Raw genomic sequence first — 13,042 nt, 5'->3', positions numbered from 1 at the left:
TATGGTTTATGTACAAATCATATAAACTTTCCGCCATTTTCGCAAGCCAGGGCCAGTGACGAAAAAGGCTTAAGCGACCGGCGCGCCTTATTTTATTCGGCGCACATATTGACACCGGTGTCACATTCAAGCCTATTGGCGGGATAACAGAAAACAGGGATACGTCATGACGCCTGCCAGCGCTCCGCCCTCATCCGGCACTCAGAAACCCAGCCACTACCGCTGGACAATATGCGGCCTGCTGCTGGCGGCCATCGCCATCAACTATGTCCACCGCCAGATGATCGGCGTCCTGAAAGGACCGCTTTCCGCCGAAATGGGCTGGACCGAAGAAGGTTATGCCGACGTTGTTTTCTGGTTCCAGGCCGCCTATGCCCTGGGCTTCCTGGCCTGGGGACGCATCCTCGATAAGATCGGCGCGCGCATCGGCTATACCCTCGCCTTCTCGGTCTGGACCTTGGCCCATATGTTCACCGGCGCGGTGACCTCCGGCCTGCAATTTACCCTGGCGCGCGTCGCGCTCGGTATCGGGGAATCGGGCAGTTTCCCGTCCAGTCTCAAGGCGGTGACCGAATGGTTCCCGCAGCGTGAACGGGCCCTGGCCACCGGCATCTTCAATGCCGGCTCCAATATCGGCGCTATCATCGCGCCGCTGATCGTGCCGATGATTGCGCTCGGCGCCGTCAGCCTCAATTTCGGTTTCGGTCCCATCAATCTGCCGGGCCTCGACTGGGGCTGGCGCGGCGCCTTCTATGTCACCGGCGCCCTCAGCCTGATCTGGGCCGTGGTCTGGTGGGTCATGTACCGCCGCCCGACCGAACACGCCCGTGTCAATGCCGCCGAACTGGCCCTGATCCAGAGCGATCCCGCCGACCATGTCGACAAGGTGCCGTGGTTCAAACTGCTGTTCGTAAAGGAAACCTGGGTCTTTGCGCTTGGCAAGTTCTTCATCGACCCAATCTGGTGGCTGTGGCTGTTCTGGCTGCCGGATTTTTTCCAGAAAAACTACGGGCTCGACCTGAAATCTTTCGGCCCGCCGGTTATTGCCGTTTACCTGCTGTCCGATGTCGGCAGCGTGGCTGGCGGCTGGCTGTCCTCGAACCTGATCAAGCGCGGCATATCGGTCAATATGGCACGCAAGGTAACGCTCCTGATCTGTGCCTTGTGCGTCCTGCCGGTGTTGCTGGCCCAGGGCACCAGCAATCTGTGGCTCGCCGTGCTTATCATCGGCGTGGCGGCCGCCGCCCACCAGGCGTTTTCGGCCAATCTCTACACCCTGCCGTCCGACCTTCTGCCGCGCTCCGCCGTTGCCTCCGTCATCGGCATCGGCGGCATGGCCGGCGCCGTCGGCGGTATGTTCATGTCGAAATTCGTCGGCTATATCCTCGACAAGACGCACAACTATTCCATCATCTTCATGATTGCCGCCTTCACCTATCTGGTGGCTTTTGGCGTCGTTCACCTCCTGAGCCCCAAGCTAAAGCGCAACCAAACAATTGGCCAATAGCACTTTTATAATCAGTAGCGCTTCTTTAAAATCTGTGTATTCCTTTAGGTTCAGGGGAGAGTCTCAGGCCGGCGGCGCTTGTGGCATCCCCTGACAAGGCCGCGAAAAGCGGCAGATTACGGAGGGGTATGTCGTGTCTATTCGCGCGCGGATTCTGATCCTGGTCGGCTGTTTCGCCCTGATGGCGTTTACCGTTACCGGCCTCGGCCTCCTGACCATCAGCGATTACAATCGCATGATGAAGGACTACGACCACGCCTATGACAGCACCTGGCGCGGCGAACGCTTCAACCACCTGATCAGCAATGTCGTCATGGAAACGCGCGGCATCTATATCGCGGTCGATGACAAGCAGCGCGACGGCTTCCTCAGCAATATGGCCGCCGATCTTAACGAGATGGAAAGCTTCATCCATAAGTGGCAGGTCGACGCTGCGCCGGCCGAAAAACCGCAGATCGATTCCCTGGCCGCCCAGGCAACGGGCTTTATCAGCCTGCGCCGGCATGTCATCGAACTGGCCAGGAGCGGCGATATCGCCGGCGCCGAAGCCCTGAGCACAAGCAATCGGGATGACCGCATCGGCTTCCAGGTCCAGGTCGAGAACCTGGTGCAGAAGACCCGCAAGGATCTGGCCGCCGCAAAGGCCGAAGCCGACCATTTCAACAAGCGCCGCGCCAGCGATTTCCTGCTCACCGCCCTGATCGGCATTGCCATCATCATGGCGATCTCTCTGTGGATCGTGTCGCACTTCATCACCGATCCGTTGCGCAACCTGGCTTCGGCCATCATCCGGACCTCCAAGGGAGAATATGATCAGGTCATCGAGGAAACCGATGGCCAGGACGAGGTCTCATCCGTCTGGCGCGCCCTGGCCGTGCTCAAGGAACGCGCCCAGGAGGCCGAGCGCCTGGCCGCCGCCAAGGCTGCGGAAGAGCATGAGAAAGAACTCAAGCTTAGAGAAATCCTTCTGGATTAGCCTGGCCTAAGGCTTATCGACCACCATCTTGCCGATCGGCGCCAGGGCCAGTTGCGCCAGTTGGATGTCCTTGAAGGCGAACGGAATGCCGATGATGGTCACCGCCTCGGCAATGGCCACCAGCACATGCGACAGGGCGATATACCAGCCGGCGAACACGAACCAGATAACATTCAGGAAAACGCCCAGGCAGCCCGTGCCAAGATCGCTTTCGCCGGTATGGGCTTCCCGGTCGACAATCTGACGCCCGAAGGGCCAGAAAACGAACCCGGCGATCCGCCAGGCGGCGAAAGCCCAGGGCAGGCCCACTATGGTGCAGGCCAGGATCAGCCCGCCGAAAAGCCACAGGCAGCCCGAAATAAAGCCGCCGAAAATGAACCACAGGATGTTGAGCAGCAGCGTCACGAAAGCGCCTCCGGACTGGAAAAGTAACGGGTGCAGTATGCCCGTCCCCGCGCGAACGTCATCTTAATTTTCCGTCACTTATGAGACTGCGACGGCGCGCCATCCGCGCGGACCCGGTTACCTGTGATCACAGAACCGTGCGATGGACTCCGCACCTGATGAGGCATATACTTAAAGGAGACTACCAGCCTTCGCACCCGCAGGGCGAAAACCTTGAAAACGCTTCAAACTGCGCGCGAAGACTATAGCCCGCCCACCTCGTTTACTTGAGTTTGCGAATTAAAGTCTCAAGTAACCGAACAGTACGGTACGGTAATTGGAGATATCCGAGAGCCGGATTTTAACATGTCTTTACCGGAGCCCCCTGCCTATGGCCGACCTGATCAACCTCAACAAGGTTAGAAAAGCCAAGAAAAAACAAGATGAAAAAAGCAAAGCCGAGGAAAATCGTATTGTCTACGGCATTTCAACCACTGTTAGAAAACAGGAAAAGCTAAGGCAAAAAAGAGATGCGCAAAAACTTGGACAGAAACGCCTCACAACCGAGGCTGACAATAAAAAAGGTTGACGACATTCAATAAAAGACCCCAGATTAACTTCACTCACTGACGTGAGGTTAAATAATACCAGAGGTCATCATGAATAAACTGACCCCAGTGAAAGCCGGAGGCTCATCAGGCGTTTCACACCAAGCGGAGGCATGTCTTCATGAAATCGGAGGAAAACAATGCCTGGTCTAAAAAAACGTTCCGTAAACCTCGCCGGCCACGCCACATCGGTCGCCCTGGAGCCCGAATTCTGGGCGGTTCTGGAAACGATCTCGAAGGACCGTCGAATCAGCCTGGCCGCCCTGATAGCCGAGCTTGACTCAAAACGCGGGGCGAGCCTGCTGGCCTCATTCTGCCGTTTGTCGGCCCTGGCCTATGTGCAAAACAAGGGCGGCGCGGTCCGGCGCAAAAAATCTTCCGAAGGCTGAGAAACCGCCGAACCTCACTTCCGTATCGCGGAAAGGTTGAGAACGGCGGTATTTTTAAACTCCGGTGAATAACACAGTTACGCTAAATGAGGCATCCGCAGCCCGGATATGTCAGGGCCGGGCTATGGGATTGCTGAATGCGCGTTCACTTTTTGTGCTAATTCCGGTGATCACGGCCATTTCGCACTTGGCGCGGCCCGCAACTGCGATTAACTGAGGGGCATGACCACATCGCCCTCCATAAGCCAGATGGCTGCCGCCCGTCCCGACTTTTTCACCGGCCTCAATCCGGAGCAGGAGTCGGCTGTCCGTACCGTGCAGGGACCGGTGCTCGTGCTGGCCGGCGCCGGCACCGGCAAGACGCGCGTGCTCACCACCCGCATCGCCCATATTCTGGCGCAGGGGCTGGCCCGGCCGTGGGAAATCCTCTGCGTTACCTTCACCAATAAGGCGGCGCGCGAAATGCGCGAGCGGGCGCAGAAGCTGATCGGCGCCTCGGCCGAGGGTCTGCAAAATCTCGGCACCTTCCATTCGATCGCGGCGCAAATACTGCGCCGCCATGCCGAACTGGTCGGGCTGAAATCGAGCTTCAATATCCTCGATGACGACGATCAGGTGCGCCTGCTGAAGGCGATCTTCGAGCAGGAAAACATCGATCAGAAGCGCTATACGCCCAAGTCTTTCGCCTGGCATATCGACCAGTGGAAGAACAAGGGCCTGACGCCGGACAAGGTGAAAGGTGGGGAAGGCAGCGAGTTCGCCGGCAACCGCGGCGTCAAGCTCTACCAGATGTACCAGGACCGCCTGCGCATCCTCAATGCCTGCGATTTCGGCGACCTGTTGCTGCACAATCTCGAAATCCTGACCAAACACCCGGACATCCTGGAGACCTATCACCGCAAGTTCAGATATGTGCTCGTGGACGAGTACCAGGATACCAATGTTGCGCAGTATCTCTGGCTGCGCCTGCTGACCAATGCCGACCGCAACCTGTGCTGCGTCGGTGACGACGACCAGTCGATCTATGGCTGGCGCGGCGCCGAGGTCGATAATATTCTCAAGTTCGAGCGCGACTATCCCGGCGCCAAGGTCATCCGGCTGGAGCGCAATTACCGATCAACGCAACATATCCTGGCCGCGGCCGCGGGCCTGATCAAGGCCAATACCGCCCGTCTTGGCAAGACGCTTTTTACCGATCAAAAAGGCGGCGACAAGGTCCAGGTCCAGGGCCTGTGGGATGGCGCGGCCGAAGCGCAGTTTGTGGCCGAAGACATGGAGCGCCTCCACAAGGGCACCCGTGATTCCGATCCGCGCAAGTGGTCGGACATGGCGGTGCTGGTGCGCGCCTCCTTCCAGATGCGCGCCTTTGAAGAGCGCTTCGTCATGCTGCAAATCCCCTACACGGTGGTCGGCGGCCCGCGCTTCTTCGAACGTGCCGAAATCCGCGACGCCATCGCCTACCTCCGCCTGATCCAGTCGCCCGACGACGACCTGGCCTTCGAGCGCATCATCAATGTGCCCAAGCGCGGCATCGGCGACGCCACCGTGCAAAAACTGCTGCAACAGGCGCGCCTGGCCGGCGTCAGCGTCATGACCGCCGTGCGCGACCTGATCCAGACCGACGAACTGCCCGCCCGCGCCAAGACGCCACTGGTCGGCTTCATGCGCGATTTCACCCGCTGGCTGGACTTAAGCCGAGACATGCAGGCCAATGTCCTGCTCGACACCATCCTGACCGACAGCGGATATTACGACATGCAGCGTGCCGACAAGACCTCCGGCCAGACCCGGCTCGATAACCTCAAAGAACTGGGCGACTCGATGGCCGCCTTCGATGATCTGGCGGCCTTCCTGGAGCATGTCTCGCTCGTCATGGACCTGGAGCGCGACAATGGCGGCGACAGCGTCCGCCTGATGACCCTCCACGCCGCCAAGGGGCTGGAATTCCCCGTTGTCTACCTGCCGGGCTGGGAGGAAGGCATCTTCCCTTCGCAGCGTTCCATGGATGAAGGCGGGCTGAAGTCGCTGGAGGAGGAACGCCGCCTGGCCTATGTCGGCATTACCCGCGCCCGCGAACAGGCCCGCATCAGCTTTGTCGCCAACCGCCAGGTCTATGGCCGCTGGACCAACCAGATTCCGTCGCGCTTCGTCGATGAACTGCCGATCGATCATGTCGAGGCCACCTCGCAGACCGGCTATGCCTCGCAAGGCTGGCAATCGCAGCAAAGCCGCTGGGACCGCGCGGGCTATGAGCCCAACTACACCAAGAAAGCGGCAGCCCCCGCCTATGGCGGTGACCTCAGCGGTGTCGATATGAGCCGGCTGGAGACGAAGGCGCGCCCGACCCCGCACCGCCAACCAGCGCCGGTCAAGCCCTCCGCCAAGAATTTCAAACTGGGCGAGCGCGTCTTCCATATGAAGTTCGGCTATGGCCTGATTGTCGAGATCGAAGGCAACAAGCTTATCGTTAATTTTGAGACCTCGGGTGATAAAAAGGTCATAGACAGCTTCGTTGAGCGGGCATAAGGAAGAGGTTTGCACCTGCGAAGACGGTACCGGGGGGTACGTCGCTCGCGGAGGCAACGGAGAACCTGATGCCCGATTCACAAGATCCTGGCGCGAGACAACCTGCCCCTCCCCGCTTCCTGCTGTTTGAATATTCCGAACTGAACCCGGCCATGCGCGCCGATCCGCACGCGCTTTTCGACCCGCAGCGCCGCGAGCGGCCGGTCGAGCACGATGGCATGATTCCCGCCATGCTGATCAGCGCCTATGGCGTGGGCCGCGAAAGCCTGATGGACCGCTCGCTGTCGCGTAATTTCGACGACGCCGCGCCGGAAAATCCGGTCATCGCCAATGTCCGCCGTCTGAATGCCGCCATGGCCGCCGAATTCGGCAAGCACGACTCCATGCTGACCCTCGATGATCCGGACCACGGCCGGGTGCGCGGCATTGTCGCCGAAGCCTTCCTGAAGCGCGCCGCCGGGGCGCAAGGGCTGGTGGCCCGCATCATCGACGCGCAGATAGATACCTTGGCCGGTCGTGACAGCTTCGATGCCGTCAATGATTATGCCGCCCGCATCCCCATCCAGGTGCTGGGCACGATCCTGGGCTCACCGCCGGAAATGTTCGAGTCGCTGAAGGTCTGGACCGAGGCCGGCCAACTGGCCTTCGACCCTACCAAGTCGGCCGAACAGGAAAAGCTGGCGCTTGATGGACGCCGCGGAATCCTGAGCCATTTCAAGGAACTGATGGAGGCGCGCCGCGTCGAGCCCCAGGACGACCTGGTCAGCGACCTGCTGGCGGCGCAGGCCGCCGGCGCGCCGATCGATGACAATGAGATCCTGTTCAACCTCTTCGCCCTGCTGGTGGCCGGCCACCTGACCACGGCCGACCTGATCGGCAATGGCATCTACCTGCTGCTGACTCACGATGAGGCCCGGAGGGCCATCCTCGCCGATCCGAAGCTGATCAATGGCGCGATCGAGGAAATCCTGCGTTACGAGCCGCCGATCTCGTTCTCGGCGCGCTTCGCCAAGGCGGATGGCAAAGCCGGGGGCTGCCCCTATCACAAGGGCGACGCCCTGGTGGTCAGCCTGATCTCAGCCAACCGTGACGAAGACCGCATCGACGATCCGCACCGTTTCGACATCTCCCGCCGGCCCAATCCGCACCTGTCGTTCGGCGCCGGCGCCCATATCTGCGTCGGCGCGCCGCTGGCCCGCATCGAAGGCCAGACGGCGATATTGAAGCTGCTGCAACGCTTCCCCAACATGCGCAAGGCCGATGACAGCCCGCCCGACTGGCGCGTCGTTCCCGGCGTTCGCGGCCTGGCGAAGCTGGACGTCCTCACGGCATGATCCGCGCGGCCCTTCTGCTGACAACCGCCCTGCTGGCGTCCCCGCTTCAGGCGGCGGAATCCGACTGGCGCGCGGCCGATCCGCAGAATGTCCTGGTCATCGATACCGAAAAGGGTCGGCTGTACGTCGAACTGCATCCGGAAATCGCGCCCAATGCGGTCGAGCGGGTCAAGCTGCTGGCGCGGCGCGGCACCTATGACGGACTGAAGTTCCATCGCGTCATTCCCGGCTTCGTGGCCCAGACCGGCAATCCGAACAATCACGACAGCGGCAAGACGGAACTGCCCAACCTGAAGCCGGAATTCCGCTTCCGCCTGAACGCCGCCATGCCGCATACCGTGGTGGCGCGGCCGGCGGGTCTCAATGAGGGCTTCATGGGCGCCCTGCCCTATGTCTCGGTCGATGAAACGCGCATGGACGCCAATCCTGACCAGGCGGTACATGCCTGGGCGACGCATTGCACCGGCACGATGGGCATGGGCCGTGATGACATGCCCGTCGATTCGGCCAATTCAGAAATCTATTTCATGCTGGCGCCCACCCAGCGGCTCGATCACGAATACACCCTTTTCGGTCAGGTGATCGCTGGTGGCGATGTGCTGCAATCCCTGGCCGCCGGCGAGCCGCCCGCGCATCCGGATTCGATGCTCTATGTCCGGGTGCTGGCGGATATGCCCAAAGCCCCGCGCATCGACATCCTGAAAACCGACAGTGCAGCTTTCAAATCCCTGGCCGATCAGGTGCGCGCGGCGAAAGGCGCCGATTTTTCCATCTGCGACCTCACTGTACCGGTGCGGGTGATCCCGTGACGGAGTGGATTACCGCGGGCAAGGTCCGGGCGCGGGAAACACCCGACGGCATCGAGATCATGATCGACGGCCTGACCACCCAGGCCAAATATTACAAGCCCCTGGTCTATGAGTTCTTCCGCAAGGAATGGCGCGGCTCACGCGCCGCCTGGGGCGATTACGCCGTCGAAATCCGTATGGAACATATCGGCGATCCGCCGTGGATGGACCTCGACAACCTCGCCAAGGCCCTGCTCGATGCCATCAAGGGCTTTGTCTTTCATGATGACAGCCAGGTGGCCCGCCTGCTGGTCGAGCGTCATCCCGGAGACCGCGAGCAGATCCATATCCGGGTGTACGCGCTTAAGCATCAGGCCTGACGACATTACTAAAATCCTCCCCTCTTGGAGGGGAGGTGACGCGGCGAAGTCCGCGGCGGAGGGGTAAGGGCACGAAGGCCAACTCAGGTTACTACCCCTCCACCGCTTCGCGGTCCCCCTCCCCTCCAGTGGGGAGGATTTTTGGATATGACTTCAATTACATATCTTCCGCCTTAAGCAGCCGCGTCAGGGTCTGCGCATTGCGGATCGCATTGGCGCCATAGTCGTTGTTGAAATAAACCCAGATGCGCTTCGCGCCACTGGCCTTGATGCGCCTGGCCCAATCGGCCAGTTCGACGTCGGAATAGTCATAGCGATACCATTTTTCCGGGCCATGAAACCGGATATAGACGTCATCGGCCGTGCGGATCATGTCGTCCGGCAGTTTCGGCCCGCTGCACGAACAGAAGATGATGCCATTGGCGCGAAAGGCGGCATAGACCGCTTCGTTCCACCAGCTTTCATGGCGGAACTCGACGACATTGCGCCGGCTGTGATCGAGCTGAGACACAATCCGCTCCAGCCTGTCCGGCGCATAGTGGAAGCTGGCCGGAAACTGGAACAGGAAGCAGCCCATGCGTTCGCCCAGGACATCGGCGATGTAGCCGAAGTCCTCGATAAGGCCCTGCACATCCTCGAACCGGCGGATATGGGTGATCAGGTCGCACACCTTGACGGTGTACACAAAGTCCCGTCCTTCGGCCTGTCGGAGCCAGTTTTTGACCGTATTGACCGTCGGCCAGGCATAAAAGGGCGCGTTCAGCTCGACCGTGTCGAAATGGTCCATGTAGCAGGGAAACCAGTCTTTCGTCGGCATCTGGGTCGGATAGAACTTGCCGCGCCAGTCCCAGTAAAACCAGCCGGAACAGGCGATATTCACAGCCGGCGGGTTGGACAAAATGGGCTTGGTCTTCGTATCCGCCATCCGGGCTTCCAGTCGGGCCTTGTGCATCTTTTCCGCGCGCATGGCGTTGGCGGCGCGCTGCTTCGCCCGGCGTTCGGCTTTTCTCGACCGCCGTTCTTCCGGCGACCGTTTCGGCTTGTCTGTCAGGCTTCCGTCCATACCGTCAGCATCGGACCACCACCATCAGATTTCAATTATGACTACTACCAGCTCCAGGGCTCCAGCGCCCCCCAGATGGTCAGGATGAAGATATAGAACAGCCAGTAGAGCAGCATCAGGCCATGCGCCACCTTTTGCCAGGTCGGCCAGTCATCGCCATAACGGCCGCGGCCGCTGTAGACGAGGTAATAGGTCGCTACCTGATAAAAGGTGCCGAGCATGGCCACGAAGGCCAGCGCCGAGGCCAGGCGCACCTGCCCCGCCGGCCAGTGGGTGAACAGGCTGCCGGGGTTATCGGCCAGGGCCTCATGCCAGGTATGGAAGATGAAGATGGCCGCCAGCCACAGCAGCGACAGGCAGGCGGAAATAACCGTGGCGCGGCCCTGTTCCTCGGTCGGGTGCTCATTGCGCCCCGGCCCCTTGGCCAGCATGATCCAGACAAAGATGCAGGTGGCGATCATGAGCGCTGTCAGCAGGGTCACGACGGACGGATTATACCACCAGCCAACCCGTTCATAGCGCGCCACATTGCTGGCGGTCTCGAAGCCGGAGACATGCGTGCCATTGGCATTGAAGAGAAAATGCAGTCCGCCGGTCGCCGAAGCCGGACCGGAATCCTCCGTATCCTGCGGCGTGAAAAATCCCGTGGCCGAGGCCGGCACGAAGGCCGACAGGCCGTTCGGCGTACTCAGGATCAGGCGGCCATCGCTATCGACCGTAATATCGACCGTATTGAGCAGACGGGTCACCGCCCCTTCAAGCCCGCCATAGGCGCGTCGGGTCGAGACATACTGGCCGGCGATCGCCCGGTAATAGTCACGATGCTGGGCATAGGCATTGGCCGGTGACGGCATCAGCGGCGGCTTGACCGTATCGCCGCTCAGATGATCGAGCAGCAGGTTCGGATAGCTGGCGGTCAGGGCGGCACCGGTCTGGGTGTTGGCACCGATAAATATGCCGAGGTTCATTTCCGGCACGATGACCATATTGGCGTTGAACCAAAGGGTGGCGCCGCCATGGCCATAGGTGGTGAAATCCGCCGGTGCCTGGCGTATCATCAGGCCCGACGCCCAGCCATTATAGCCTTCCGGCATCTTCAGCAGGGGCTGGCGGAAGGCACTGGCGGAATCGGCATTGAAGAGCTGTATGCCGTCGATCTGGCCATTGCCGAGCATCATCGCCATCAGCCGCGCCATGTCCTGGGCGGTTGAGGAGGCGCCGAGCGCACCGGAGAGCGGAATGGCGTGCTCGAAGGGTTGCGCCTCATAGGTGGCGCCATCCCAGACAAAACCGTCCGACAAATCCTGCGTCAGTTCGGTCGAGAGCGGCGCCGGCAAATCTTCCAGATCGAGCCCTTGCGGGCTGTAGGGTTCGCGCAAGCTCGTATGGGTCATGCCGAGCGGCTGGAAGATGCGGGTTTCCATCAGGGTCGGCACATCCTTCGCCCGTGCCGTCTGTTGCAGCGCGCGCGCCGCCAGGGCCGCGCCGAAATTGGAATAGGCGGAAAATTCACCCGGCTGGCGCACGCGTTTCGGGCGGTGAACACGGAAATAGCTGTCAGCGCCGATCAGACGCGAGCCATTGAGCTGGAACAGGTGGCCGAGGCTGGTATCCTCATAGCCGCTGGTGTGATCCATCAGTTCGCGCAGGGTGATCGGCTTGAACCGGCGGTCCTCGCTGTAGAGATCGGCCGGCAGGTAATTGCCGATCGATGAATCCATCTGGATGCGACCGGCTTCCAGTTCCTGGCGGGCGACGATCCAGGTAAAGGTCTTGGTCACAGAGCCGATGCGGAACAGCGAACTGTTGGGATCGACGCGGCGCAAGGGGGCCAGTCGGTCATAGCCATAGCCTTTAAGCAGCAACGGCGTATTGCCCTGCACGACGGCGACCGTGACGCCCAGCACATGATCGCGCTGCATCAGGGTGCGCACCACCGAGTCGGTGAAGGTTTCGATATCCTCTGCGCTGATCGGCGTGGCGGCCGTGCGCGGCGGCAGGGTGGAAGCGACCACCATCGGCGCGGCCGGTTTCATGACGGCGCCGGGCAGACTTGTCTGGTAACCGATCGGGCCACTCGCCGGAACCACCGGCGCGGGCGCGGGCAAAACCGGAGGCGTTACAGGCTTTGGCTTCGGACGCGGTTTTACCGGCGTCGAGACGCTGGAAGAAGCCGCCTCGGAAGCCGGGGTAGGGATATAGGGTTTGAGGTCAAGCCCCGGCGGGCTGGCTGAAGCACTGGCAGGCGGCGAGGCGGCAGACGACGCATCAGCGGTGGGCGGCGTGGACTGGGTGACCGCCGGGCCGGCCACGCCAGAGATCAAACCCAGGGCCAGCAGCAGGGCCGCCGCTTTGCTCTTTGGTCCAAATCTGTGAACGAAACCCCGAAAAGCCATCTTCGATTCAATCCCGGAACGCGCATTCGTCTGTTATGCGAATTTAGGCGATTCTGGTGACAGGCGTAGCGTCTTTTTCGGTTGTCGCGCTTATTTCTTGCGGAACTGGTCCAGCGAGACGATCTTGGGCTCGTCGCCATCGGGTTCGGGGGCTGCGGCGTCCTTTTTGGGCCGGTCCGCCGGCGGCGCCAGTTCGGTGACGATATCGCCGATTTCCTCGCCCGCGTCGAGATCCTGCCCCAGATCCTGAGACAGGGCCGCCGGATCATCGACCTCGAATTCCAGCATGAACTGGGCGTGCGGATCATGGAAACGGGTGATGGCATTATAGGGCACGGTCAGGATTTTGGGCGCGCCACCGAAGGTCAGGGTGACGCGGAAGAAATCGTCGGTAACGCGCAGGTCGCGGAACTGGTGCTGCAATACGATGGTGATGTCGTACGGATAGCGCGCCAGCAGATCGGCGGGGATCGAAACGCCGGGCGCCTTGGTCAGGAAGGTGATGTAGAAGTGATGCTCGCCCGGCAGACCTTCTACCGAGGCGGCCCGCAGCAGCCCCTGCTTGATGACGCCGCGCAGGGCGTTCTGGGTCAGGTTAGCGTAATCCATCTGGTCGATGATCATCTGATCTTCGGACATGCGTTCGGGGCCTCTGCAAAACTCGTCTTGTGCGGTGCGTTCAGACTTAGCA

Annotated in this window: 12 protein-coding genes; 8 read left to right on the top strand and 4 right to left on the bottom strand. The window is 60.9% G+C overall.

What is annotated here, in order from left to right:
- Nucleotides 1-166 precede the first annotated feature (166 nt).
- Together ACTHND_RS06550 and ACTHND_RS06545 are read left to right on the top strand one after the other, a co-directional pair.
- Nucleotides 167-1,507: an MFS transporter gene (locus ACTHND_RS06550; protein ID WP_440176954.1), complete on the top strand. Its 1,341-nt coding sequence runs from the start codon at nt 167-169 to the stop codon at nt 1,505-1,507.
- A 133-nt stretch (nt 1,508-1,640) separates the two neighbouring features.
- On the top strand, nt 1,641-2,483 hold the full coding sequence (locus ACTHND_RS06545; protein WP_440176952.1) for a HAMP domain-containing protein: 843 nt from the start codon (nt 1,641-1,643) through the stop codon (nt 2,481-2,483).
- A 6-nt stretch (nt 2,484-2,489) separates the two neighbouring features.
- Here ACTHND_RS06545 and ACTHND_RS06540 read toward each other — a convergent pair whose 3' ends face one another.
- A complete protein-coding gene (locus tag ACTHND_RS06540) occupies nt 2,490-2,888 on the bottom strand; it encodes a YccF domain-containing protein (protein ID WP_303831079.1) in 399 nt (132 codons plus the stop codon).
- 370 nt (nt 2,889-3,258) lie between these two features.
- Between ACTHND_RS06540 and ACTHND_RS06535 the strand changes: the two genes are divergently transcribed.
- The 6 genes from ACTHND_RS06535 (at nt 3,259) to ACTHND_RS06510 (ending at nt 8,892) form a co-directional block, all read left to right on the top strand.
- Entirely contained in the window at nt 3,259-3,456 is a 198-nt protein-coding gene (locus ACTHND_RS06535; protein WP_090646213.1) for a DUF4169 family protein, read from the top strand.
- A 159-nt stretch (nt 3,457-3,615) separates the two neighbouring features.
- Complete coding sequence (locus ACTHND_RS06530; protein ID WP_440176949.1) at nt 3,616-3,864, top strand: ribbon-helix-helix domain-containing protein; 249 nt, start codon at nt 3,616-3,618, stop codon at nt 3,862-3,864.
- 222 nt (nt 3,865-4,086) lie between these two features.
- Nucleotides 4,087-6,390 (top strand): ATP-dependent helicase, encoded by a 2,304-nt coding sequence (locus ACTHND_RS06525; RefSeq protein WP_440176947.1) that lies wholly within the window; start codon nt 4,087-4,089, stop codon nt 6,388-6,390.
- A 68-nt stretch (nt 6,391-6,458) separates the two neighbouring features.
- Nucleotides 6,459-7,724: a cytochrome P450 gene (locus ACTHND_RS06520; RefSeq protein WP_440176945.1), complete on the top strand. Its 1,266-nt coding sequence runs from the start codon at nt 6,459-6,461 to the stop codon at nt 7,722-7,724.
- Nucleotides 7,721-8,533 (top strand): peptidylprolyl isomerase, encoded by an 813-nt coding sequence (locus tag ACTHND_RS06515; RefSeq protein ID WP_440176943.1) that lies wholly within the window; start codon nt 7,721-7,723, stop codon nt 8,531-8,533. Before ACTHND_RS06520 ends, ACTHND_RS06515 begins: the two co-directional genes overlap by 4 nt.
- Before the next feature lie 59 nt (nt 8,534-8,592).
- Nucleotides 8,593-8,892 (top strand): RusA family crossover junction endodeoxyribonuclease, encoded by a 300-nt coding sequence (locus ACTHND_RS06510; RefSeq protein WP_440177027.1) that lies wholly within the window; start codon nt 8,593-8,595, stop codon nt 8,890-8,892.
- Between the two features lie 157 nt (nt 8,893-9,049).
- On the opposite strand, the gene ACTHND_RS06505 is transcribed toward ACTHND_RS06510, so the two are convergent.
- The 3 genes from ACTHND_RS06505 to ACTHND_RS06495 form a co-directional block, all read right to left on the bottom strand.
- Nucleotides 9,050-9,955: a DUF72 domain-containing protein gene (locus ACTHND_RS06505; protein ID WP_440176941.1), complete on the bottom strand. Its 906-nt coding sequence runs from the start codon at nt 9,953-9,955 to the stop codon at nt 9,050-9,052.
- 44 nt (nt 9,956-9,999) lie between these two features.
- The gene (locus tag ACTHND_RS06500) at nt 10,000-12,351 is read right to left on the bottom strand and encodes a serine hydrolase domain-containing protein (RefSeq protein WP_440176939.1); all 2,352 of its coding nucleotides are present in this window, start codon (nt 12,349-12,351) and stop codon (nt 10,000-10,002) included.
- 90 nt (nt 12,352-12,441) lie between these two features.
- Nucleotides 12,442-12,990: an SspB family protein gene (locus tag ACTHND_RS06495; protein WP_440176937.1), complete on the bottom strand. Its 549-nt coding sequence runs from the start codon at nt 12,988-12,990 to the stop codon at nt 12,442-12,444.
- Between the last annotated feature and the right edge of the window lie 52 nt (nt 12,991-13,042).

This window comes from Asticcacaulis sp., assembly GCF_051954415.1.
In the GTDB taxonomy this organism is placed as follows: Bacteria; Pseudomonadota; Alphaproteobacteria; order Caulobacterales; family Caulobacteraceae; genus Asticcacaulis.
The sequence above is the reverse complement of the archived record's forward strand: the minus strand, read 5'-3'. Positions and strand labels throughout refer to the sequence as shown.